At 39.7% G+C, this 26110-nt stretch carries 18 protein-coding genes; all 18 read right to left on the bottom strand.

Annotation, left to right across the window (positions count from 1 at the left end):
* Positions 1 to 121: 121 nt before the first annotated feature.
* Positions 122 to 1423, bottom strand: coding sequence for a hemolysin family protein (locus EO111_RS01925; protein ID WP_127010372.1), 1302 nt, complete (start codon positions 1421 to 1423; stop codon positions 122 to 124).
* Positions 1424 to 1585: 162 nt separating this feature from the next.
* Positions 1586 to 2485 (bottom strand): GTPase Era, encoded by a 900-nt coding sequence (gene era / locus EO111_RS01920; protein WP_127010370.1) that lies wholly within the window; start codon positions 2483 to 2485, stop codon positions 1586 to 1588.
* Positions 2478 to 2954, bottom strand: coding sequence for an rRNA maturation RNase YbeY (ybeY, locus tag EO111_RS01915; protein ID WP_126937302.1), 477 nt, complete (start codon positions 2952 to 2954; stop codon positions 2478 to 2480). Before ybeY ends, era begins: the two co-directional genes overlap by 8 nt.
* Complete coding sequence (locus EO111_RS01910) at positions 2951 to 3922, bottom strand: PhoH family protein (protein ID WP_127010705.1); 972 nt, start codon at positions 3920 to 3922, stop codon at positions 2951 to 2953. Before EO111_RS01910 ends, ybeY begins: the two co-directional genes overlap by 4 nt.
* Positions 3923 to 3932: 10 nt before the next feature.
* The gene (locus EO111_RS01905) at positions 3933 to 4895 is read right to left on the bottom strand and encodes a TIGR01212 family radical SAM protein (protein WP_127010368.1); all 963 of its coding nucleotides are present in this window, start codon (positions 4893 to 4895) and stop codon (positions 3933 to 3935) included.
* Between the two features lies 1 nt (position 4896).
* On the bottom strand, positions 4897 to 6696 hold the full coding sequence (locus tag EO111_RS01900) for a B12-binding domain-containing radical SAM protein (protein ID WP_126940252.1): 1800 nt from the start codon (positions 6694 to 6696) through the stop codon (positions 4897 to 4899).
* An 824-nt stretch (positions 6697 to 7520) separates the two neighbouring features.
* Positions 7521 to 10685, bottom strand: coding sequence for an efflux RND transporter permease subunit (locus EO111_RS01895; protein WP_126940251.1), 3165 nt, complete (start codon positions 10683 to 10685; stop codon positions 7521 to 7523).
* Between the two features lie 9 nt (positions 10686 to 10694).
* The gene (locus EO111_RS01890; protein WP_009354038.1) at positions 10695 to 11861 is read right to left on the bottom strand and encodes an efflux RND transporter periplasmic adaptor subunit; all 1167 of its coding nucleotides are present in this window, start codon (positions 11859 to 11861) and stop codon (positions 10695 to 10697) included.
* Positions 11842 to 12084 (bottom strand): hypothetical protein, encoded by a 243-nt coding sequence (locus EO111_RS01885; RefSeq protein ID WP_127009420.1) that lies wholly within the window; start codon positions 12082 to 12084, stop codon positions 11842 to 11844. Before EO111_RS01885 ends, EO111_RS01890 begins: the two co-directional genes overlap by 20 nt.
* Positions 12085 to 12126: 42 nt before the next feature.
* Positions 12127 to 12429, bottom strand: coding sequence for a TetR/AcrR family transcriptional regulator (locus EO111_RS01880; protein ID WP_126940250.1), 303 nt, complete (start codon positions 12427 to 12429; stop codon positions 12127 to 12129).
* A gap of 270 nt (positions 12430 to 12699) precedes the next feature.
* Positions 12700 to 13686 carry a deoxyguanosinetriphosphate triphosphohydrolase gene (locus tag EO111_RS01875; protein WP_127010366.1) on the bottom strand — a complete coding sequence of 329 codons (987 nt, stop codon included), beginning with the start codon at positions 13684 to 13686 and terminating at the stop codon, positions 12700 to 12702.
* A gap of 15 nt (positions 13687 to 13701) precedes the next feature.
* On the bottom strand, positions 13702 to 14520 hold the full coding sequence (locus EO111_RS01870) for a pyruvate, water dikinase regulatory protein (protein ID WP_062402939.1): 819 nt from the start codon (positions 14518 to 14520) through the stop codon (positions 13702 to 13704).
* An 8-nt stretch (positions 14521 to 14528) separates the two neighbouring features.
* Positions 14529 to 15158, bottom strand: a complete 630-nt coding sequence (locus tag EO111_RS01865; protein WP_009354020.1) for a CBS domain-containing protein — start codon at positions 15156 to 15158, stop codon at positions 14529 to 14531.
* 51 nt (positions 15159 to 15209) lie between these two features.
* Positions 15210 to 17582, bottom strand: a complete 2373-nt coding sequence (gene ppsA, locus EO111_RS01860; RefSeq protein WP_127010364.1) for a phosphoenolpyruvate synthase — start codon at positions 17580 to 17582, stop codon at positions 15210 to 15212.
* A gap of 280 nt (positions 17583 to 17862) precedes the next feature.
* Positions 17863 to 19071 carry a tyrosine--tRNA ligase gene (gene tyrS / locus EO111_RS01855; protein ID WP_127010362.1) on the bottom strand — a complete coding sequence of 403 codons (1209 nt, stop codon included), beginning with the start codon at positions 19069 to 19071 and terminating at the stop codon, positions 17863 to 17865.
* A gap of 14 nt (positions 19072 to 19085) precedes the next feature.
* On the bottom strand, positions 19086 to 21176 hold the full coding sequence (locus tag EO111_RS01850; protein ID WP_126940247.1) for a penicillin-binding protein 1A: 2091 nt from the start codon (positions 21174 to 21176) through the stop codon (positions 19086 to 19088).
* Between the two features lie 97 nt (positions 21177 to 21273).
* Entirely contained in the window at positions 21274 to 23649 is a 2376-nt protein-coding gene (locus EO111_RS01845) for an endonuclease MutS2 (RefSeq protein WP_127010360.1), read from the bottom strand.
* Entirely contained in the window at positions 23649 to 26102 is a 2454-nt protein-coding gene (locus EO111_RS01840; RefSeq protein ID WP_127010358.1) for a DUF3656 domain-containing protein, read from the bottom strand. The genes EO111_RS01845 and EO111_RS01840 overlap by 1 nt, the downstream gene beginning before the upstream one ends.
* Between the last annotated feature and the right edge of the window lie 8 nt (positions 26103 to 26110).

Raw genomic sequence — 26110 nt, 5'->3', positions numbered from 1 at the left:
TACTACTAATTCAGCAATACATGTATCATCCTTGTATATACTCTTGATTTTTTCTACATATACATACTCTATATAGCCTACAAAAACTTAAAATCTACATGATTCTTGCATACCGTATCTATTAATTTGATTCGTCATTTATGTTTTCTTCAACAGGCACTGGCACGGCATATACACGTTCTATTCGATATCCTTGCATTTCTGTGACTGTGAAAGTATATCCATCTACGGTAATGACGTCACCAATGGCAGGTGTTCGCTCTAACATACCGAAAATAACACCACCAATAGTATCTTCGTCCACATCACCAAAGGAAATATCCAATAGATCTTCTACCTCATCCACCAGCACTTTACCGGCAAAGTTATAAGTTCCATTAGGATTTTGAACAATGGCAGGCAAGTCACGTTCGTGCTCATCTTGAATATCCCCCACCAGTTCTTCTAGGATATCTTCTAAACCTACTAAGCCAACCATACCCCCGTATTCATCCACCACAATAGCTTGATAAATACGACGTGTCCGCATGTGTTGTAATAGAACAGATAACTTCATCACTTCTGGAATGATAAGAATATTACGACGTATGGAACGTAAATCTTTACTCGCCTCTTCACGGCGTTCCATTAAATCCTTAATATGCACAAGGCCGATAATATGATCTTTATCTTCTAAACACAATGGATATCTTGTGTGGCTTGTAGAGGATACGATATGCATGGTCTCTTCAAAACTATCTTGGGTATATACACACACCACATCTTGTCGAGGAATCATAACTTCTTTCGCAATGCGATCCACAAAATCGAATACGTTATCGATAAGCTCACCTTCCACATGGTCAATTTCACCTTGTTGATGACTACGGCTTACCAAGGCACGGATTTCTTCTTCTGTATGCACTAGATCGATTTCTGTACGATAGGGAGCTTTGAAAGCTTTCAGTACTGTATTACCAATTTGTTCCGCAAGATATACAAAAGGAATTACAATTTTTCCAGCTAACCGAACAATCGTCACTGTAGTCCCCACATAGCGTTCAGGGAAGGATAATGCCAGCCCTTTGGGAATAATTTCACCAAATATGAGCACTACTACAGCAAATAATGCTAATACAATCCATTCTACTATAATGGCATATGTGGCATCATACACTCCTAAATAATGTAATACCACATCAGTCCCATCTTCTAAATAGCGTCCTACATAGACTGCTAAAACGACTATAAAGAAGAGAATAAAGAAAGTGGACGTATTCATAAACCGTTCTGGCCGTTGGTATAATTCACGTAATTCTTCTTTTTTTCCATCACTCAAGGAGTCCATATCTTCTAGATGTTCTTCTCGTAAACGAGCAAAGGAGAATTTACTTATAACAAACAAACTAATGATTAAAATACAAAAGATGGCAAATAGAATCATGCCACCCGTGACGGGGGTATCGATATAAATCAGTCCTTTCTATATACACTATTTTAACAATACCATACTCTATCTCAAGGTATGTGATTTTTCATACGTAATATTGTCTACACTATGACCTAAAAAATTAACAGCGTGCCATAAAATAACCGGCCTTAAGTATTAATTCCGATATCCCAATTCAGATAACATACCAGATTTATTGCGCCAGTCTTTTTTCACTTTTACCCATAAATCTAGGAATACTTTTGTAGCCAATAAACGCTCTACATCACCACGAGCTTGGCGGCCAATAGTTTTTAACATGGCTCCTTGTTTACCAATGATGATACCTTTTTGAGAATCTCGCTCTACATAGATAGTAGCTCGTACATAGGTAGTGCCATCCTCTCTTGTCTTCATTTCATCTACATCAACAGCAATGGCATGAGGAATTTCATCATGAGTCTGTAACAGGATTTTTTCACGCACAATATCAGAGATAATCAAACGTTCCGGTTGATCTGTAATCATATCATCTGGGAAGTATTTTGGACCTTCCGGTAAATGTTTTTCTAATAAATTCACCACTTCCTCAATATTGTCTTTTTCTTTCGCAGAAATCGGTACCACCGCTTCAAAAGGATAGCTATTTTCATAGGATACGATAGCCTCTAACAAGTCTTGCTTTTCCATCGTATCAATTTTATTCACAATGAGGAACACTGGTACATTCACCTTACGAAGTTGTTCAATGACAAAGTTGTCACCAGGACCACGCTTCTCATTAGCTGCCACTACAAATAAGACAGCCTCTACTTCACGCAAAGAATCTACCGCTTGGTCTACCATGAATTCACCTAATTTATGTTTTGGCTTATGAATCCCTGGTGTATCCATGAACACGATTTGTTTCTTTTCATCTGTATAGACACAAACAATACGGTTTCGTGTCGTTTGCGCTTTATCAGATACGATAACAATTTTATCATCAATCAATGCATTAATTAATGTAGACTTTCCTACATTTGGTCGTCCTACAACGGCTACAAAGCCTGATTTAAATCCTTTTTCACTATTCATTATATGGCATATCCTCTCGTACATAACCTAAATTACCAAGTACAAACTCTTCTTCTGTGCGCATTTCTTTTTTATCTTCATCTGTCATATGGTCATAACCTAAAATGTGTAAACAGCTATGAACAGTTAAATAGGCAAGTTCACGAATAAAATCATGATTATACTCTTTCGCTTGCTCTGCTGCTCGCTCAAGGGAAATGACAATATCCCCTAATAACTGTCCTTCTTCCTCGATAGAAGCTTCATCTCCTTCATTGAGGGCAAACGATAACACATCTGTAGGCATATCTTTACCACGGTATTCACGATTTAATTCCTGAATTTTTCCGTTGTTACAGAGGAGCACACTATATTCATCTTCCTCGTGTAATCCATACACACGAGCCACTTCATTACAGCACCGTTGAATGACTTCCTCGTAAGTGCTATTCTGTTCGATTCCCTCATCATAGGAAATACTTACAATCATTCTCGTTTCCCTTTCTCTAAAAGTTGATATTCTTCATAGGCTTTCACAATACGACCTACCAAATCATGACGCACCACATCTTGGTCAGAAAAATAAATACACCGAATCCCTTTGATGCGTTGTAACACTTGCTCTGCTTCAATCAAACCAGATGTTATCTTCGGTGGCAAGTCGATTTGCGTAGGGTCTCCATTGACCACCATTTTCGATTGATACCCTAAGCGAGTTAAAAACATTTTCATCTGTTCTGGCGTCGTATTCTGCCCTTCATCAAGGATCACAAAGGAACGTTCCAAGGTGCGACCACGCATGTAAGCCAATGGTGCTACCTCGATAGTCCCTTGTAAGAGCATCTTCTGCACTCGTTCTACACCGAACATATCATGTAAAGCATCATAGAGAGGACGTAAATAAGGGTCTACTTTTTCTTGTAAATCGCCTGGCAAATACCCTAGCTTTTCCCCTGCCTCTACGGCAGGTCTCGTCAAAATAATACGATCCACTTCACGATTTTTCAAGTAAAATGCTGCCAGTGCAACAGCTAAATAGGTTTTTCCTGTTCCCGCAGGACCAATACCAAAGGTGATCGTATTGCGACGGATACTATCTACATATTGTTTTTGGCCCACTGTTTTAGGAATGATAGGATTCCCCTTCACAGTCACATTGATAGTATCTTCATATAACTGAAAAAGTGATTCTTTTTCGCCTTTCAAGATCATCGTAGTAGCTGTTCGCACATGATGATCAGTGATTTTAATATGATTTTTAAACAAGTATAACAGTACATCTAACACTTCCATTGCTACTTGTACAGATTCCTCTGAACCTGTTATATCCACAATGGTATCTCGATGTAATATATCTACTGTTACTAGTTCTTCTAATACTTTCATGTGAGATCCTTGAGGTCCCACGATAGGTCCTACCATGTCATAAGTAGGTATGGTAAATCTCTGATTAGCCATATGCTCCCTTTCACAGAAATTTTTGAACCGCAGCGCCATGTAAATAATCATAGCCGCTACCTTGAGAAATATCTTCGTCTTCCATAATTTGATCAATCAAATCTTGTACGCGCCACCAGCCCATAGACCAATTCGTGAAGATTGTATTTTCCTCTGGCGCACGTCCTACTAGTCGTTGTAAGACAATCATAGGATCTAGGTAACGTAAAAATTCTACCACTCGTCGAGCGTATTCTTCTGCACTGATTAAGGTAAATTCACCAGCCTCATAATCACGTGCCATTTTCGTATTCTTTACTAAGTATAATGCATGAAGCTTCACTTGGTCTACTTGTAATGCTGATAAAGTTTTCGCTCCTTCAATAACATCGTTCATGGTGTCCCATGGAAGGTTCAGTATCATATGAGCACACACTTCAAATCCATAACGCTTGATGCGCAATACTGCATCGATAAACTCCGCCATCGTATGTCCTCGGTTTACCTTTTGTAATGTATGATAGTTCACCGATTGTAAGCCTAATTCTACATAGACATCAATACCATATTTGTTTTGTATATCTTTTAAAATATCTAAATAGGCATCATGTACACAGTCTGGACGTGTGGCAATGGCAATGCCTACCACATGTTCTAAGCAAGCTTCTTCCACATACTGGCGAAACTTCTCTGGTGGTAAATAGGTGTTACTAAAATTCTGAAAATACGGTATATATTTATAGGCTTTATATTTTTTCGCAATATGCACCACTGTTTCATGAATTTGCTGTTTCACCGTCATAGAGGCTGGTCGATTTTCATAGCCTGCTCCAATTTCACCACAGAAGGTACATCCACCTACACCTGCTGATCCATCGCGATTAGGGCATGTCAACGGTAATGCCACTGGAATTTTATAAGCCTTTTCCCCATATCGCTCTTTGTAAAAAGCAGATATCATACGATACCGCTTTGGCTTTGTGGTATCACTCATATCACACCTCCTCCCTGATAGTTGAACTAGCAATATGTTCTGGATAATTCAAATTCGTATCTACACATTGTTGAGGACGTATAAAAGGTTTCGTCTCACCTTTTACATCGATGATGACCTCTACAGCACTATAAGAACCCCTTGAAATCCCTAAGTATGGCAATGTAGCACCACACACCTCTATCGTGTGGTAATCTTGTCTCACTTTACGCCACTCCACAAAGGAATAGTTAGAAATGTATTGTCGAACTAATGCTTCCTCACGCCAGAATATCTCGGCATCTTGCATTTCTTGCTTTCTATCCTTAGATAAACCAAATCGTTCATCACGGATTTTCCCATTGAAAGATGTCAATACATCGTAGCGCAATAAATCACAGGCCACTTGGTCCTCTTTCAAGGTAAAGAACTCATAAAGGAATGCTATTTGATCAGCATCATTTAATTTACGGTCTTGATTCCCTTTTTCTAACCATAGCTTGGTCATTTCTTCAAAATAGGCAAAGGCCGATCCTTCTTGGATTAAGCTTTCACTAATGTACCCAAAAACTGTGCGATACCGTTCACTATTATAGAACCGTTCAAACACATCTTCAAAATGTTTTAACATGCGTACATCATCATAAGGCAAGACATGGGTTTGTAATACTTCATAAGGTGCTTTCGGATTGGCAATATACTCGTACTCTGCCATGGAACGCACGCCAGAGCCTTTTAATAACTTTAAAAACCCAATCTGCAACGCATGAGGTTGCAAACTGAATAAATCATTAAAGGACTTCTCGAAAATAGATTTACTTTCATATGGCAAACCTACAATTAAGTCCATATGCACATGGGTGCGCCCAGCCTTGATGATTGGTGGTATCACAGATTGAATACGACCCCAATCATTGCGCCGATGGATCGCCTCTAAGGTCTTATCATGCGTACTCTGAACGCCTACCTCAATCTGTATTTGACCATGACGAGTAGAACTTAGAATATCTACTTCTTTTTCAGTCATTAAAATGGATTCCATTTCCAGGTGAAAGTTCGTCTGTCCCCCATGGTCACGCATCCACTCCATCAATGGAATATGATGATGAGGCGCACAGTTAAACGTACGATCCACAAACTTCACCTGTTTTACATTGTGCTCTACGAACCAAGCTAACTCTTCGATTACCCGTTCTTGGGGAAAGAATCGTACAGTGTTGCGATTTCCAGATAAACAATACTGGCAACTAAAGGGACAACCACGAGAAGATTCATAATAGACAATTTTATTCCCTAAGGTAAGCATATCTTCCTCTGTGTACGGGAATGGTATTGTACTTAGGTCCTTCACCTCTACAGCCTCTTCAGACCCTTGAATGTTCCCTTGTTCTCTACCTAGGATACCAGGTATGACAGGATCAACAGGAGAGTGACCTGTACGAATTGCTTTCACAAACGAAGTGAAAGCCTCCTCAGCTTCCCCTTGTACAATATAGTCAATACACGGGTGGTCTTCTAATAGTTCCCGCGCTGTATAACTCACCTCAGGCCCCCCTAAGATAATCTTAGTACTAGGGCGGACCGCTTTGATCATAGAACATAGATGCAATGTCATATCGATATTCCAGATATAACAAGCAAAGCCTATTACATCTGCGTCTAACGTAGTGACATTATTTAAAATATCTAAAATAGGCATATTAATAGTGTATTCCACTATCTCATATGCCTCGTCTTTCGTTCTTCCATAAGCCTGCAAATAGCGCAACGCCAAAGAAGAATGTATATATTTTGAATTCAACGTTGAAATAATAACTTTCATTTGTACCTCACTCATCGAATGAACTTAGTTCATCGGCTATTATTTCATTATACCACAAAACACAAACCTCTCCCATAATTTAACTCTTAGAGGGACGCAGTTAGACGTAGGAACAAGTAGTATTTTTTTGCAAAGTATGGTATACTTGACATGTAAAAAAGAAGAGCCATCAACGTGTAGCTGGCGTTAGGCTCATCTCAAAAAGTCAAAATTTGATTTCGCCTAACGTGTGAGGGCCGTAAAACCTCATTTCGTTAGGCGTTTTCATTAGCTATAAAAGCAACGAATAACTTCTACAATTAACATAGAAAATTGAATCAATAAAGATAATTTTTCATATGCAGTCATAGTATCACCTCCTCCCATAATAGGAAGAGATGAGCCTAACAACACGTTAATGACTCTTCTAATCTTCATTATACTACAAAATTACCCAAACTATTAACATGTATCAATATAGTTTCCTACCCCGGAGGAATGCAGTTAGGTGTAGCAGCCTTCGTGGCGGTCTTTACTGACAAAATTACACAAACACAGGAAGAGCACGGCGTGCTCCGAACAAACATTATGAAATACCGTTTGTAAGGAGTATGCCGTGCTCTAACTATACTCTGAGGAACACAGTTAGGTGTAGCAGCCTTTGTGGCGCCCTTACTGACAAAATGATACAAACACAGGAAGAGCACGGCGTGCTCCGAACAAACATTATGAAATACCGTTTGTGAGGAGTATGCCGTGCTCTTCCCTTTTTATCATATTCAATTAAGACCGCCACAAGGCTGCATAGCCTTACAAGCAACGACCAACGAGGCTGCATAGCCTAATTAGTGACGTTTAAAGCCTAGTTTTTCTATAATGATGAACAGCATAGGGATGATTGCCACTCCAAAGAATGTGGCTGTAATCATACCAAATACTACGGTCACACCCAAGGATGCACGGGCACCAGCACCAGCGCCACTTGCCAACATCAATGGCGAGCATCCAATGATGAATGCAAAGGACGTCATCAAGATAGGACGTAAACGAATCTTCGCTGCTTCAATAGCTGCGTCTACATAGTTCATACCTCTTTCATCAACACGAATCTTAGCATATTCAATGATTAAGATCGCATTCTTCGCTGCCAAGCCCACTAATGTAAGTAAGCCGATTTGGAAGTAAATATCCAAGGCAAAGAAATGTGTAGATTTCATCATGGCACCAATCATATTGAATAACCATGGACCAAGAACAGCACCAAAGATACCTGTTGGAACAGATAATAATACTGCAAATGGCACTTTCCAAGATTCATACAAGGCAGCCAACACAAGGAATACAAAGACAATACCGAATCCAAAGATAATCAACACTTGGGATCCCGCTTTGATTTCCTCACGAGTTTGTCCACCCCAATCATAGGTATATCCTTGTGGCAATGTATTTTTCGCCACTTCTTCTAAGGCTTTGATAGCATCACCAGAGCTAACACCTTGCTTAGTATTACCACCAATGCTCACTGCTGGGAAGTTGTTATATCGTGTTACCACAAAGGCAGATGTCGTTTTTTGCGGTGTAATATACGTATCAACTGGCACCATTTGACCTGCTGCATTACGAACAGTCAATAGATGATTCATACTAGGATCGGTACGGAACTGATTGTCCGCTTGTAACATAACTTTGTAGTTTTTACCAAACTTAGTAAAGTCATTTAACTGCATACCACCATAATATCCTTGTAAGGCTGTATAAATATCTGTCACAGCTACACCATCACGAGCCGCTCTATCACGATTCACATCAAAATTATAGGATGGTGTGGCCGTATTGAAAGTCGTATAAATACTAAGGAACTCAGGACGTTTTTGAGCTTCTCCTAAGAACTGTTGCACTACCGCATTCATTTGTTCTGTACTATGACCCGCTTTATTGATGAGGTACATGGAGAAACCACCCGTCTTACCAAGACCTGGGAGGGATGGTGGATTCAACGGAATAATCGTTCCTCGTGGATCTTTAGAACCATGCATGAAAGTATTTCGAATCTTTAAGCCAAGCTGTTGATCTGGTTGCGTTCTTTCACCCCAATCTGTTAAGGATGTAAAGATTACACCACCACTCGTTTGTGCTGCCCCAGCTAAGATATCAAAGCCAGGTACTGTGATGGTCCCATCAGAATCTTTATCTTCGTTCAAGAAATGACCTAAATCAGTTAATACATCTTTTGTACGACTAGAAGTCGCCCCTGGCGGCAAGGATACCGCAACCAGAAAATAGCCACTATCTTCAGCAGGTACGAATCCACTTGGCACCATACGCATCATACCAAAAGCTGCACCTAAGAAGATAGCCAATGCCAACCATGTGGCCCATAGACGATTGGACCAACGAGCTAAAAGAATACCATACTGATCGATTCTTCGATCCAAGAATCCATTAAACCACTCCAAGAAACGACCCACTATATTAGTAGTCTCTTTTGGCTTATGTGGTTTTAACATAATACCACACAATGCAGGCGTCAATGTCAATGCTACAAAGGCAGAAATAATAACAGAAATAGCTACTGTTAAAGCGAATTGTTTATACAATACCCCCGTTAAACCACCCATGAAGGCCACTGGAACGAATACGGAAATCAATACGAAAGCAATACCAACAACAGGGCCTTGTACTTTTTCCATGGCTGCTACGGTAGCCGCCTTTGGTTTCAACCCATTGTAGCGCATTTCATATTCTACAGCTTCGATTACGACGATCGCATCATCCACGACGAGACCGATCGCTAACACCATGGCTAGCAAAGTCAATGTATTAACAGTAAAGCCCATTACTTGGAACGCCGCAAAAGTACCAATCAAAGATACTGGCACTGCAATCATTGGAATCACTGTAGACTGCCATGTTTGCAAGAACAAGTACACAATAATCGCTACGAGAATCAAGGCTTCTTCAAAGGTTTTTACTACTTCTTTCATAGAAGCTTTTACAAATTTTGTATTATCTACAATAATCTTCGCTTGCATATCCGGTGGGAATGCTTCTTCTTGTTGGTGAATAACCTCTTTTACAGCATTGATTGTTTCTAATGTATTCGCATCATTCGTTAATGAAACAGCAAATACAGCTACTGGTTTATCATTGCCCGTTTCTTTTGAGAAGCTTGTAGGCTCTACAGAATAACTTTGTGCCCCTAATTCAACACGAGCTACATCTTTTAAATGCAATAAATTATTCTTTTTATCTTTTTTAATTACGATATTTTCAAATTCTGAAATTTCAGCCAAACGACCTTGTACTTTCACAGATGTGTTGAAAGCTTGATCTTTGTCAATTGGATCGGAACCTAACGCACCTGCTGCAGCCTGTTTGTTTTGACTGCGAATCGCATTGCTTACATCTGTTATGGTAACGCCATACTTAGACATTTTTGTAGGGTCTAGCCAAATGCGCATAGCATAGTCAGCACCGAACTCCTGCACTGTACCCACACCATTCACAGATTGGATGGCATCCATCATGTAGTTAGTGGCATAGTTTTTCAAGAAAGTTCTATCATAACTACCATTTGGCGATACCAAGGAGAATACCATGGCCATATCACCAGAAGATTTCGTAGTGGTCACGCCCACCGTTTGTACTTCGGATGGCAAGGATGCCAAGGCACGGGCTACACGGTTTTGTACGTTTACCGTATCCATATCGGCATCAGTTCCTTGCTCAAATTGAACTGTCAAGTTATAGGAACCATCCCCTGTACTCGTGGATTGCATATAATCCATATTTTGGACGCCAACGATTTGTTTTTCGATGACTGCCGCTACCGATTCGCTTACAACCTCAGCATTGGCCCCCATGTAGGCAGTACGTACCTGTACTTGCGGTGGAGAAATCTGTGGATATCTGTCGATCGGCAGTTTTGATAAGGAAATCAACCCTAGCAATGTAATGATAATAGAGATTACGATGGCAAAGATAGGGCGATTAATAAAGAATTTTGACACAATATCACCCTAATTACCTTTCTCAATATCTTCTTTGCTTAATAAAGTTGCTTTTACTTCTGCGCCATTTTTCGCTTTTGTTAAGCCATCTACAACGATTTCATCGCCTACTGTTAAACCTTTACCATCTTTGGAAGGACGAATGATGGTGTATTTACCACTGGTACCACTTGTTGTGACAGGCACTTGTTCTACTTTACCATCTCGGATGACCATCACAAATGTTTTATCCAATACTTGTAATAAAGCACGAGATGGCACTAAGATAGCGCCTTGAATAGTTTCACCGCTAGTAATAACGGATGCATACATATTTGGTAACAACATATGATTTGGATTTGGGAATGCTGCTTTTAAAATCAGCTGACCTGTACCGCTATCTAAGTTTTTGGCAGCTTCCACAATGCGACCTTTAATTGTGCTTACAATTTTGTGATTATCATCATAGGTACCATAGATTTCACCATTGGACAATTTCAATTCTACTTCGCCATCTACAGAACGATGTGCTTTTTTATATTCTAAGTACTCTGCTTCACTCATACTAAATTGTACATATACTGGATCGGTAGAGTTCAATGTGACAAGTGCTGTTTGTCCAGCTGTAACGAATGTACCTAAATCTACATCATCCATTTCCAATGTACCATCAAATGGCGCATATACAACCGTATCTTGTAAATTATTTTCCGCTAAGCGGATTTGTGCTTCCATAGCTTCTAAGGCTGCGCGATTTTGTGCAGCCACACTAGCTTGTGTATCCAGTGTTTGGCGGGCAATGGCATCTTCATTTGCTAATGTTTGATAGCGCTGTAAATCGACTTGAGAGTTTTGGTACGCTGCGCTAGATCGTGCTGCATTGGCTTGTGCACTAGCTAGGTTCGCTTCGTATTGACGTCCATCGAGACGATACAATGCTTGACCGGCTTTTACCGTGTCGCCCCCTTTTACATATTTTTCAACAACTCGACCGGATACATTCGCTCGAATCACAATAGAATTTTGTGCCAATACAGTACCATTGAAAGATTCTTGTACATTTGTATCAGTAGCTGTGATTTTATAGGAGTTAACCTCCGTTGGACCTTGCCCCGGAGCTTGTCCACCACAACCAGATACAAGTACAAGGGCTGCCAAGCTAGCTGCCACTAAACCATTATACGCTTGTTTTTTCATTCATTTCACCCTTATTTGTAATACCCTGTAATATAACTGAAATAACCTTTGGCATATATTTATAAATATCCTCATGATGATTGGAGCTTTCAAACACAATGCGTCGTACAGCACCTTGCAACATCATAATGATAATATCAACATCCACATAGCGAGCAATAGTTCCTTGCTCTTGTTGGTGTAGTAAATAGTGTTTAAGTAAGTCCCAATCTTTCTTGAACAAAGTTTTCAACGTTTCTTGTAGTTGCGGTATATATAAGAAGATTTATATGAAAGATTCTCCACTGAAAGCCGCATACAAATTTGATCGTACTTTAAAATACCTATCTAATACTTCTTCTACAGTAAGACTTTTATTGTTCACAATATTCTCATGCTGTCTGTAAAAATCTTCTGCCCCATGGACTAAAATGGTTTCTACAATTTCATGTTTAGAACGAAATTGTTCATACAACGTACGTTTACTGATAGTCAGTGCTTTTGCTAAATCATCCATGCGGAATGATATGCCTTGCTCTTCAATCATTATGGCCGCCGCTGCTAAAATTTTCTCTTTAACCGTAACCAATATAGCCCTCCTTTCATACTCTCTTTTATATCTATTAAAACTCAAAGTATACTACTCAGTACTACTCTTTAGTTTACTTAAAATAGGAACAAATGTCAAACTAAGAAACTCATCAATTCGATGATGTCTATATACCCCAAACTTTCATTTTTAGAAAGTTTAGGGTATGAATAACCCAAACTTTTATTTTTAAAGAGTTTAGGGTATGAATAACCTAAATTTGCAAGCAAAAAATGCCACGCCTTAGCGCAGCATTTCTTTGAAAGCAGATTAATTATCCCATACTTTAGGAATATAATACTCAGTAAATAGTTTTATCGCATAGTTATCTGTCAGACCCGCCACATAGTCCACAATATCTTGGTCTGTAATGGGATTGTCATGATGGATTTCATGGCGAATCGCCTCGGGATGTTCTTTATAGTACATAAATAAGTGTTTTACCACATAGTCACCTTTATTCCGATCTGGAATTAACGACGGTGCCCGATAGACACGTTCAAACATAAAACGACGGAAAATATTCATAGTTTCCACACCACGTTCTGACATAGAAATCACCGGTTGATCCATAGAGGATGTCACCATATCTGTGACCATGGCAGTAATCATTTTGGAATGGGTATCTCCGAAGACCTGTACCACTTCTTTCGGTAAATCATTCACCCTGAGCATATGTGCTCGCAACGCATCATCAAAATCATGACACAAATAGGCGATACGATCAGCAGTGCGTATAATCTGCCCTTCCAAGGTAAGAGGCATATGAGAGCCTGTATGCCCTAAAATACCATCACGAACAGCAGTTGTGAGGTTAAGACCTTGTCCATCCTTTTCTATACTTTCCACCATGCGCAAGCTTTGCTCATTATGATTGAAATGACCTACCATATCACGAAGGGCGTATTCCCCCACATGTCCAAATGGTGTATGTCCCACATCATGCCCCATAGCGATAGCCTCTGTCAAATCTTCATTCAACCGCAACGCCCGTGCAATGGTACGTCCAATCTGTCCCACTTCTAAGGTATGTGTCATACGAGTCCGATAATGGTCCCCTGGAGCAATATATACTTGTGTTTTATGTTTTAATCGACGGAAACATTTGCTATGTAAAATACGATCTCGATCTCGTTGAAAATCCGTCCGATATGGATCAGGCTCTTCCCTACGATCTCTTACAGATTCTCTACTTTTAGCCGCATAAGGACTTAACATAGTATATTCTCGTTCTTCTAGCATTTCACGAATACTCATATGACACCTCCTAGCTTAGCGTGTATCCATGACACGATTTTTTTGAATGATTTGCATCACCATACCAGCTGTTTCTTCGATAGATTTATTAGTTACATCAAGTACTGGACAATGCAACCGTCTCATCACAGTTTTTGCATAATTTAACTCTTCTTCAATACGGCTTACATTCGCATAATTAGCGTCCGCATGTAGTCCCATGGTACGAAGACGTTCTTCACGAATATTGTTCAATTTGAAAGGATCAATAATTAACCCCACAATCTTGCGCCCTGGAATTTGGAACAATTCTTCTGGTAACGGTACTTCTGGTACCAATGGTAAATTGGCTGCTTTTATTTTTTTATAGGCTAAGAACATAGATAATGGTGTCTTACTAGTACGAGAAATACCAATAATGACAATATCTGCTTTTTCAAAGCCTTTTGGATTTTTACCATCGTCGTATTTCACGGCAAATTCAATAGCCTCTACCTTTTTGAAATATTCTTGGTCTAGTTTATGAATCATACCAGGTGCTAATCTAGGCTCTGTATCTGTCATAGTTCCTACTGCATCCATAACAGGGCCCATAATATCTACGGCTTGCACACCCTGTGCTTTACAAGCTGTATCTAAATAAGACCGCAATGCTGGTGATACAATGGTATGACAGATCACATGTCCGCCGGTAGCAGCTTCTTTTACCACTTCATTTATTTGTAATTCATCATTAATATAGGGCACACGAACGATATCAATCGTTTCCTTATCATATTGACTTGCCGTAGCACGTGCCACTGATTCAGCTGTTTCTCCTAGGGAGTCAGAAATTGCATAAATAATTTTAGCCATAATTACTCCTATCGTTTTCCACAGTCCCAAAATAAACGGGTCACTGTGGTTTTAGAAATACGACCTACTACACGATATTCTTTACTTGTCTCTAATAATACCTTATCTACTACCGGTACGCAATCGATTTCAAAATCAATCATCCGTTCTACTGCTTCCACAACAGGCATATCGGGATATGCCACTACGACTTTACTAGTAGGTGTCATGATCATGGAAATAGGCATAGTATTTAAATCAGACCCACCAAGAGAGGCACGCAATAAATCTTTACGAGAAACCACGCCTTTTAATATACCATCATCACAGATTAAGATAGTTCCTACATCTTCTGTGAACATGGTAACAATTGTGTCATACACAGATGCTGTGGAACTGACTGCTACCACACTGGACATAACTTGTGCCACTGTGAAACTATTAATCTCAGCCGCTAAGGGATTATTTGCCACTTTACCAACATAGTAATACCCTACCTTTGGCCGTGCATCTAAAATACCCATCATTGTCAGTACCGTTAAATCTGATCGCAACGCTGACCTCGTTAAGTCCAATTTTGTAGCGATCGCTTTACCAGTGATAGGCCCTTCTTGTTGTACAATTTGTACAATCGATTCTTGTCGTTTTGAAAGATTCATATTATTACCTTTCTATGAAAAAGGAGGCTCCTTCCAGAGCCTCCTCATCTATTACCAATCTAAAGCTTCTGTATTTTGACGACCTTTGCCTGTCAAAGCATCTAACATAATGCGTTGTTCTAATTGTGCCACCATTTTTTTCGTAGACACCACAGCATCTGGATTTACAGAAATAGAATCAATACCATGTTTTACTAAGAACTCACAGAACTCTGGATACACACTTGGTGCTTGTCCACAGATGGATACTGTTTTGCCATCTTTGTGTGCTGTTTCAATTAAATGTTTAATAGCACGTTTTACAGCCAAGTTTCTTTCATCATAAATATGTTGTACAGTTTCATTATCACGATCACAGCCTAATACAAGCATCGTTAAGTCATTGGAACCGATAGAGTAACCATCTACATATTGATTGAATTGATCCGCCAAGATAATGTTCGCAGGGATTTCAGCCATCAACCATACTTTGAAGTCTGCATTACGTTGTAAGCCGTGTTCTGCCATAATACGAGTTACTTCTGCTGCTTCCTTCACAGTACGACAGAATGGAATCATAACTTGCAAGTTTTTAAAACCGAATTCATTGCGTACTTTTTTAATAGCTTCTAATTCTAACAAGAACGCTGGTGCATAGCGTTCATCATAGTAGCGAGAAGCGCCACGGAATCCAAGTAACGCGCTAGATTCTTCTGGCTCGTATTTATCACCACCATTTAAATCACGGTATTCGCTAGATTTGAAGTCACTCAAACGCAATACAACTTGTCGAGGGGCTAAGGCTGCACATACTTTACGCATACCTTCGGCTAATGTATCGATGGCAAAATCACGACGACCTGTTTCGATTAAATGCATTGGGTGTTCATGAATAAATGTAGTCCAAATGAATTCCTCACGCATCAAACCAATACCATCACAAGGTAATACACCATATTTTTCAGCCAAGTCTGGATCGCCTAAGTTCATGTAGATTTTAGTGGCTGTAATCGGTGTTGGCTCTACATAGCGAGCTTCTGCTGCCGGTTCTACTTTTTTGGTAGCCTCTTCTAAAATTCCATCATAGACAATACCATTGGTAGCATCTACAGTAATCATTTGACCATCAGAAATGGTTTTCGTTGCCTCTTCACTACGAGATTTGGTACCTACAATACATGGAATACCCAACTCACGGCTTACGATAGACGCATGACAAGTCATACCACCAGCATCTGTGACAATAGCTTTAGCTTTTTTCATCGCCGGTACCCAGTCAGGAGCAGTCATAGTAGTAACAAGGATTTCTCCTTCTTTAAAATCATCGATATCTTCTGGATTTTCGATGACATGGGCACGACCTGCTGCTTTACCAGGGCTCGCAGGAAGACCTTTTACAACAATCTTACGTTCTGTTGTAGTCGCTTCCACTACAGTTTCTTCTTTTTCTTTCTTTTGAGAGAATACAGTTTCTGGACGGGCTTGTAAAATCCATACTTTTCCATCGCGCTCATCGATGCCCCATTCCATATCCATATAGCAACCATAATGTTTTTCAATTGCTTTTGCATAAGTTGCTAATTCGATAACTTGTTCGTCTGTGATAACTTGTTGACGAGCTTGGTCTTCAGGAATTTGAATTTCAACGCAATCCCCTTCTGGTTTACGTACTAATGCAAGATTTTTATCGTTAATCATACGATCTGTAATTTGCATCGTCCCTTTATCTACAGTGAAATTATCTGGTGTTACTGTACCTTGCACTACATACTCACCAAGACCCCAAGATCCTTCGATAATAATGGATTTGTCATCACCATTCATAATATTCACAGAGAACATAACGCCTGCAGCTTTGGAGTATACCATCATTTGGATGGCTGCTGACAAGGCTACTGTCATATGATCGAAACCTTGTTTTACACGATAGTAGGTAGCACGGTCAGTAAAAGTAGATGCATAGCATTCTTTTACTTTAGCAATAATCATATCTGCGCCACGAACATTTAAGTACGTATCTTGTTGACCTGCAAAACTAGCATCTGGCAAGTCCTCTGCAGTGGCACTAGATCGTACCGCTACAAATGGATTTTCTTCCCCTACTTTACGTGCTAACTCTTCATAGCCTTCACGAATAGCCTCAGCTAATGGAGCTGGCATTTCCTCATCCATAATCATTTGACGCACTTCTGCAGTCACCTTACGTAACAAAGCAGAGTTTTCCACATCATGTAACTCTTCTAGTTTAGCTTTAATTCGATCTACTAAACCAGTTTCTTCCATGAAATAACGATAGCCATGGGCTGTTGTAGCATATCCATAAGGAACAGGTACATTCGTAGAAGAAGTCATTTCTCCTAAAGAAGAAGACTTACCACCAACAATATCCACATCCTCACGATGCAATTCATCAAACCAAAGAACATATGCAGTATCACGACTCATGATTCATCCTCCATTAGAAATAGTATTCACAATTTAATTATATAGTACAACACATATAATAAATAGTCAAGCATTATTCTATATGTATGCCTAATTGAGTTGGCAGAGGAACGCAGTTAGACGTAGTAGCCTTGTGGCGTCTCTTACTATCTAACTCACACAAACACAAGAAGAGCACGGCATGTTCCTGAGCAAGCATAACCACTGTATAGCTTGCGAAGGAATGTGCCGTGCTCTTCCCTTTATCCTATTTAGTTAAAACCGCCACAGGCTACATAGACTAGCAAGAGACGATTTTGATGAATTTCCGTTTCCCAACTTGCAATACCATACCATCTTTTAATACGATATGTTCTTCATTGCATTTTTCGCCATCAATTTTGAATGCGCCTGCTTTAATGGATCGTCTCGCTTCTCCATTACTTGCTGTTAATCCTGCATCAGATAATAATTGTGGTACGAAAACAGGTTCTTCTGTAATAGCCACTTTATATTCTGGAATATCTGTTGGCATCGCATGTTTTTGGAACACACGAACAAACTCATCTTGACCAAAGTTGGCTGCCTCTTCACCATGGTATAAACGAACAATGGTATGAGCCAACTTCATTTTTACATCTCTTGGATGGGCCGCACCAGACTCTAAGTCCTTAGCCAATTGTTCTTGTTCTTCAATAGACATATCGGTAACAAGCATGAAGTAACGCATCATCAATTCATCTGGAATCGACATAGCTTTGCCATACATTTCAGAAGGAGCTTCGTTAATACCGATGTAGTTGCCAAGGGATTTACTCATTTTTTGAACCCCATCAAGGCCTTCTAAAATTGGCATTGTAATAATGGTTTGCTCGGGCATCCCCTCTTCGCCTTGTAAATGGCGTCCCATTAACAGGTTGAATGTTTGGTCAGTACCACCAAATTCCACATCAGCTTTCAAAGCAATAGAATCGTAACCTTGCATCAATGGATACATGAACTCATGAATACTAATAGGACGACCTTCTGTATATCGTTTGTGGAAATCATCTCGCTCCAACATACGAGCTACTGTATATTTGGAGGCTAACTTCAATACATCCGCAAAATCCAATTTGCTTAACCATTCACTATTGAAACGAACTTCTGTTTTTTCAGGGTCTAAGACTTTAAAAATTTGCTCTTGGTATGTTTTCGCATTAGTAATCACTTGTTCTTCGGTCAAAGGTGGACGAGTTACGCTTTTACCAGTTGGATCACCAATACGAGCTGTAAAGTCACCAATTAAAATGATAACTTTATGTCCAAAATCTTGGAATAATTTAAGCTTACGCAAAACAACAGTATGGCCCAAATGAATATCTGGAGCTGTTGGATCTAATCCTAATTTGACAATCAATGGCGTATTTGTTGCCACGGATTTTTCTAATTTCCTTTTAAATTCATCTTCTGGTAAAAGATCAGCTACCCCATGGGAAATGAGGCGAAACTGTTCTGCTGCACTAATCATGATTATCTCCTATGTTACTGTGAATTTTTAGATGATCTAGGAGCAACAACGGGCTCCTTCCCTTTATTACTTTTAGATTTAGATGGGCTTTCATCATTGGATGTTGTACTAGTATCCTCCTCTACATCTCCATCTTTTTTATCTTTTTTGTCTTTCTCATCTTTTTTCTTATCTGTAGCTGGGTTTGTATTGCCTGCATAAGCTTCAGGACCTACCCCCTCTGGCACTGTAAAGTTAGATGCTGGAGTATCTGCTAAAGCTGCTTGCATGTATTGTCTCCAGATGATAGCTGGTGTTTGACCACCTGTGGTACCATGTAAAGTTTCAGATCCACTATCATCACCCATCCAAACCACTGTCACTAAATCAGGCGTATAACCTGCAAACCAAGCATCTTTTTCTTCATCGGTAGTACCAGTTTTACCTGCTACTGGACGACCAAAATAAGCATTACCACCTGTACCAAATTTAATTACAGATTCAAGCATATTTGTCATCATATATGCATATTTTGGCTCTACAACACGAGTTTCCTCAACAGAACCTTCCTCTACAATATTACCATTACGATCTATAATTTTCGTAATAGCTACAGGCTTAACTTTCACACCATTATTGGCAAGCACCCCGTAGGCTACCGCCATATCCATAGGTGTCACACCTTTTGTCAAACCACCTAATGCAACAGCTAAGTTATCATCACCATGTTTATCTAATGTAGAAATCCCCATTTTCTCAGCTAGGTCCAACACATTTGACATACCCACCTTATCTGCTGCTAATACAGCTACTACGTTATTAGAGTGAGCTACTGCATTACGCATTGTCATAGCGCCTGAATGTCTACGAGAATAGTTTTGAGGCTTCCAGCCATTAAATTCAGATGGTTTATCTACATATACTGTACCTGGAGTATCTCCATTTTTCAAAGCTGCCAGATATACAAATGGCTTAAAGGCTGAGCCAGGTTGACGTACCGCCATAGTAGTACGATTAAAGGAATCTGTACCACGTCCACCCACCATAGCTACGATATGACCATTATGAGGATTAATAGAAATCAATGCCCCTTGTGGCTGCTGTAAGCCATTTTCATCCGTATAATAATTTGGTAAGTTTTCCATAGCCTGTTCAGCAGCCCTTTGTGCCTTCATATCAATGGTAGTATAAATTTTCATACCTTCTTTATAAATTGCATTATCACCATATCGTTCCGATACTTCATTAATAACATAATCTACAAAGTAACTCATTCTGCCATATCCATTAGAAGATTTTGGTTTATCTAGCAAGTGTAAGTCCGCATTTTTGGCTTCTTCTGCTTGATCAGCTGATAGATAATCATATTTCACCATCTGTCCCAATACAACAGCCTGACGCGCTTTAGCTGCTTTTAGATTATTAAATGGAGAATAATAATTTGGACTTTGCGGTAAGCCCGCTAAAATTGCCATCTGCGCTAATGACAGGTCCTGCACATCTTTATCAAAGTATACATGAGACGCTGTTTGTACACCATATGCACCTTGACCAAAATAAATTTGGTTCATGTACATTTCTAAAATTTCTTGTTTTGTATAGTGTTGTTCAATACGCAACGCCAATAAAGCTTCCATAATCTTACGTTTAAAGGTACGATCCTGTGTTAAGAAAGCATTTCGTGCTAACTGTTGCGTAATCGTAGATCCACCTTCTGCAACACCGTCATGAATAATATTTACCCATACAGCGCGTAAGATACCAATAGGATCGATACCATGATGGCTATAGAAACGATTATCTTCTGTAGCAATAAAAGCATTCTGAAGGTTTTTTGGAACTTCTGACAACTTCACAGGTAATCGATTTTCTTCTGAATGGACTGTAGTAATTAAATCACCATTCGCATCATATATTTGTGAAGATGCTGCTGGTTTTACATTAGCCACGTCCGGTAAAGAAGACATAGTGGCACCTAAAAATCCACAACCTGCACCTGCTACAATCAATATAAATAAGATAAAGAAAATCCAAAAAGAACGTTTCCAAGATGATTTTTTCTTTATCGGTTTCTTTTGCACTACCCGTCTCCTAGGAGGAATGGGTCTTGATGAACTAGGATTCATACGTCACCTCTCTAAAGCTCATTATTTCCTATAGAACTCCCTTAATTATACTCTATTGCAGATTTTTGCACAAATTAGAATTCCATAAAGGATTCATTTATAGGATTACAGTCGTCGCTCCTGCACCACCTTCATCTAAACTAGCTAGGTCATAACTTTTAATACCTGGCAAGGTCCTTAAATAATCATGAACTCCAGACCGTAAAGCTCCCGTTCCTTTACCATGAACAATACGCACCGAATTTAATCCAGCTAGTATAGCTTGGTCAATGAATCTTCCTACTTCTACAATAGCTTCATCCACAGTTCTACCAATAATATTTAACTCAGTAGAAGCTTGTTGTTGACGAATGACCGCCATACCAGATCGTTTCCGCTGACGATTGGACATAGGTACAGGATTTTCTTTACGCAATAAGGCACTGGCTTCCTCACGAGTGGCTGCTAATAAATCCTTTTCTTTCACAGTCACTGTCAGTCCATTCATGTCAACTTGAATCCGTTTTCCTTGAATAGCCAATATAGTGCCTAAGGATTGTAAGTTATCTAGGAACACAACATCGCCCACTTTTACCTTAGTCACATCTAAAGGATCTCGTTTTTCAATAGTCCCTGTTGGAACAGCTACATTGGATACGCCTTTTCTAGCTTTAGATATAGCATCCTGACGTTTTTGCTTGTCCGTTTCATTAAAAGAACCTTTTAACTCTTTAATGATTTGTTCACTTTCAATACGAATAGATCGTTTCATATTTTGCGCTTCTTCGCGTGCTTTTTCTAAGATGACCTTTTTCTTATCTTGTAATGCTTTTTTATCACGCATCACTTGGGTACGCATACGGCGCACTTCTTCTTGTTCTTTTTTCAAAGCTCGTTCCCGTTCTTGCGTTTTTCTAAGCTCTTGATTTAAGTCACGAAGCATATCTTCCATAGCACTACGTCCATTCAGTTCCCATTGTTTGCGAGCTAAGTCCACCACATCTTGCGGTAATCCTAAGCGTGCTGCAATGCTAAGTGCATGTGAACTACCTGCTACACCAATATGTAATCTGTAGGTTGGTCGCAATGTACGTTCATCGAACTCTACATGAGCATTTTCAATACCTTCCGTTTGATACGCATAGGTTTTCAACTCATTATAATGCGTGCTCACCATCATGAGCGCTCCTTTTTTACGGAAGTATTCAATGATTGCAATCCCTAAAGCACTTCCTTCTTCGGGATCCGTGCCAGAACCTAATTCATCTAGTAATACTAAATCATTTGGTCCTACCTTTTTCAGTATCCGAATTACCTGCGACATATGGGCAGAGAATGTACTCAAACTGGCTTCAATGCTTTGTTCATCTCCAATATCTGCATAGATATGGTGAAAGATTGGTAAAGCAGATCCGCTGTCAGCTGGAATACATAAGCCACTTTGATTCATTAACGCCAACAATCCCAATGTTTTTAGAGACACTGTTTTACCACCTGTATTAGAACCTGTAATCAACAAAATACGATACTTCGTCCCTAAAGTGATGGTAGTAGGAACTACCACATTCGGAGCTAGCATAGGATGACGCGCTTGTAGTAAGTTCACTTCTCGACCTTGACTAATGATGGCACGGACAGCTTTCATCCGTATGGCTAATTCTGCTTTTCCATAGACAAATTCTACATGGGATACACGTTTACATGCATCTAATAATGTGTCTGCATGAGCTCGTACCAACTCTGTTAATTCTTTGTAAATACGAAGTACTTCTTGTTCTTCTGCCAAGGTAGCTTCTTGTAATTCATTATTTAAGTCTACCAATCGCATAGGCTCAATATATAAAGTGGCACCTGTAGCAGATCTATCATGAATAAGACCAGGAAATGCTCCTCGATATTCTTGTTTTACAGGAATCACATAACGATTATTACGCATAGTAACGATAGCTTCTTGAAAGTATTTTTGATTATCCTTATCCTGTAATATTCGCTGTAAATCATTTTTAATAGCATTCTTTGTACGACTCATGGTCATTCGCAACTGTTGTAGTTTAGGTGTAGCGCCATCCAGTAACACACCATAGGCATCAAAAGTTCGTTCAAAGCGCTTGGTCAGCTTATCATGACTTGGCAAATCCTGTACCCACAAAGATAATAATGGGTAGAGCAGATACTTTTCTTTAAAAAAACGATGCATCCGATTATATGCCAAGATAGTAGTATGCAAGTCCCAAAGCTCTTCACGAGTCAAAATAATTTCTTTACGACTTTTCGTACAAGTTGTACGAATATCTTTCGTGCCACTGATGGGTTGCTCCACTTCTTGCTCTAAGGAGCGCATAGCTTCCACGGTTTCATCTAGGGCATCTTCAATTTTTTGACGGTTGTGCATAGGTTGCAAATTCAGTGCATATTCTTTAGCTATGGCAGAGGAGCACACATCTGCCAGCTTTTGCCGTATATGTTGAAAGTCTAAGACTTGTTCACTATTCATTATGATTCCCCTAATATTCCTTTAAAAAAGTGTCCCCTTGTGATATGAGTAGCTCCTTCTTTGCTCGGTGCTTTCACAGCCCCCTCTAGTAATTGACGATACATACTCACCTCGTTAGCAATCCATTTAGGACTTCGTTGTCTTCCGTCAAGGACTAGACGTTGTAACCCAGAACGTCGTAAGTCATCTATATAGCTTTTCATATCTAACTCACGGCTATTCATAATATGGGTACGACAGAATGGATCTGTATAAATTGGAAATAGTTCACCCTTTCTATCCTGCAAAGCATAGTCTTGTTTCGTACACACCACAGGACAACCTCGTTTATAACCTGTACCGGCAAAACTGCTGATAGGACAATACTCAGAAATCATCAATTCTACACGGCCTTGCACAATAGCTCCAATAGGCATAATATTTTTACTTGCCATCGTATTCATTTGATGCAAGGTAGCCTCTAAGGACACATTGACAGTACTAAATCCTAAGTCATTGAGTATACCTAAGGTGTGAGAGTTAAAGGTTTGCAATCCTGTATCACCTTCCACCACACCTGTATATCCCAGTTGATGTAATACTTCCAAAGCCCCTAAGAAATGCACTCGAATCCCATCTGGATTGGCTTCTACCATATGGGTTAGCATATCCCTAAAGGCTATACTTTCATTATCCTTAATCACCCTTGGGGTACTAAATATAATTTCTTTGTTAGCCTCACGACACATTTGTACAGCTTCTTCATATACAGGATATGCTACTGGGATTCTGTGTAATGGATCGCCAAACACAATACGGTCTACTGGCGTCATGATTGCCTGCTGCAGACCTTCTAAGGAATCCACTAAGATTTCTAATTGTTTTGTATTAGATTCTAGGGTATGCACCTGTGTAAATCCTAACACCTGTCCTACTGTTTTTGTCATATCTCCTAATAATTCCATCCCTGTGGGCAAGTTCGCTTTACGTGCTTCCCATGATGCCACGTATTGTTCTATTAGCAATTCTTCCATAGCCTCCACAGCATGTCTACGAAGACTATTTAAGACACTGCTAGGCCACATGAAAGAACCTTCTGGAACCGTCACATGATCTAACTCAAATAGAGTGTTTCCTAAACGACCTAATTGTTCTGTAATTTTCTCCACAGAAGTAGGTTTATGATTAGCCATTTGTAATACATATTCATCAGTGACTGTTACCGTTTGACCAGAAGCTAACATCATCGTCAATGACACAGTCCTACCTTCTTCGCCATCTAAAAACATATAGGATTTGTATTTACGAGTAAAATCTTTTAACCCCCGTTGTTTCGTATATCCCCCTTGACTGGCGCGATACACCTTGCCTGCACTAATAGTTTCCGTAAGTGGAATCCGATACATATCACGATCGGAAGTCATATCCGCCGTCACCGTAATATAGTGCACATCTCCCGTATGGGCAATGACTTTCAGCAAGTCACCTTCCGCCACAGCCTCCTTAGTGCGCAAGGATAACGTACGGCCTTTAACCTGTCCTTCTCCCAAGTATTTCCCTAAATGGTTAGGAGCACTGATAGTCATCATCGATTTAGAACCATTATTTTCTAAATAAGCCGTAGAGAACCCACGATTAAATCCTTCTTCTAAGCGAGTAAAATCTGCCTCTGTGGCTTGTCCAGATCTATCGATGATAGTCCGATACGTACCGATGACTTCATGCACATAGGATACCTTTTTCATGCGTCCTTCTACTTTGAATGAAGCTACACCTGCTTCAATGAGCTCTTTCATATACGCACTATAGTTTAAGTCCTTAGGGCTCATGATATAGGTCTCTTTATCATGAGTAATTTGTTCACCATCTAAAGTAACCAATTGGTATGGCAAGCGACATGGTTGGGCACAAGACCCACGGTTGCCACTACGTCCACCAATGAAACTACTCATCAAACATTGTCCAGAGTAGGAAATACAAAGTGCTCCATGAATAAACACTTCAATTTCAGCCTTCGCATGTTTACAAATATGACGAATTTCATCCAAGCTCAATTCTCTAGATAAGACAACTCGAGTAAAGCCCAATCGTTCTAAAAATTGTACAGTCTCCAAATTAGTAGCTGTCATTTGTGTACTACCATGAAGCTCTAAGGTAGGCGCTACTTGACGCGCTATTCTTGCAACACCAAGATCTTGCACAATAATGCCGTCTACACCAATGCGTTCTAATTCCCGTAGATGCTCTGCTAAGGCTTTACTTTCGCGGTCACCTACCAAGATATTCACCGTTACATAGATACCCACCTGTAATATATGGGCTAATCGCAAAGCCTCACGCAATTCATCATAGTCAAAATTTCCCGCATGAGATCGCGCATTAAAGACCTTACCGCCTAAATAAATGGCATCAGCCCCTGCTTCAAGGGCGGCCATAAAGTTTTCCATTGTCCCTGCTGGGGCTAATAATTCCATCACAACTC

It is taken from the genome of Veillonella sp. CHU594, assembly GCF_003992265.1.
GTDB lineage: Bacteria > Bacillota > Negativicutes > Veillonellales > Veillonellaceae > F0422.
Note: the sequence above shows the minus strand (reverse complement) of the source record. Positions and strands in the feature narration are given on the sequence as shown.

Excerpts from the sequence above, each read along its gene's own strand:
- EO111_RS01925 (WP_127010372.1), bottom strand. The coding sequence starts at position 1,423 with ATGATTCTATTTGCCATCTTTTGTATTTTAATCATTAGTTTGTTTGTT.
- era (WP_127010370.1), bottom strand. The coding sequence starts at position 2,485 with ATGAATAGTGAAAAAGGATTTAAATCAGGCTTTGTAGCCGTTGTAGGA.
- ybeY (WP_126937302.1), bottom strand. The coding sequence starts at position 2,954 with ATGATTGTAAGTATTTCCTATGATGAGGGAATCGAACAGAATAGCACT.
- EO111_RS01910 (WP_127010705.1), bottom strand. The coding sequence starts at position 3,922 with ATGGCTAATCAGAGATTTACCATACCTACTTATGACATGGTAGGACCT.
- EO111_RS01905 (WP_127010368.1), bottom strand. The coding sequence starts at position 4,895 with ATGAGTGATACCACAAAGCCAAAGCGGTATCGTATGATATCTGCTTTT.
- EO111_RS01900 (WP_126940252.1), bottom strand. The coding sequence starts at position 6,696 with ATGAAAGTTATTATTTCAACGTTGAATTCAAAATATATACATTCTTCT.
- EO111_RS01890 (WP_009354038.1), bottom strand. The coding sequence starts at position 11,861 with ATGAAAAAACAAGCGTATAATGGTTTAGTGGCAGCTAGCTTGGCAGCC.
- EO111_RS01875 (WP_127010366.1), bottom strand. The coding sequence starts at position 13,686 with ATGAGTATTCGTGAAATGCTAGAAGAACGAGAATATACTATGTTAAGT.
- EO111_RS01870 (WP_062402939.1), bottom strand. The coding sequence starts at position 14,520 with ATGGCTAAAATTATTTATGCAATTTCTGACTCCCTAGGAGAAACAGCT.
- EO111_RS01865 (WP_009354020.1), bottom strand. The coding sequence starts at position 15,158 with ATGAATCTTTCAAAACGACAAGAATCGATTGTACAAATTGTACAACAA.
- ppsA (WP_127010364.1), bottom strand. The coding sequence starts at position 17,582 with ATGAGTCGTGATACTGCATATGTTCTTTGGTTTGATGAATTGCATCGT.
- tyrS (WP_127010362.1), bottom strand. The coding sequence starts at position 19,071 with ATGATTAGTGCAGCAGAACAGTTTCGCCTCATTTCCCATGGGGTAGCT.
- EO111_RS01850 (WP_126940247.1), bottom strand. The coding sequence starts at position 21,176 with ATGAATCCTAGTTCATCAAGACCCATTCCTCCTAGGAGACGGGTAGTG.
- EO111_RS01845 (WP_127010360.1), bottom strand. The coding sequence starts at position 23,649 with ATGAATAGTGAACAAGTCTTAGACTTTCAACATATACGGCAAAAGCTG.
- EO111_RS01840 (WP_127010358.1), bottom strand. The coding sequence starts at position 26,102 with ATGGAATTATTAGCCCCAGCAGGGACAATGGAAAACTTTATGGCCGCC.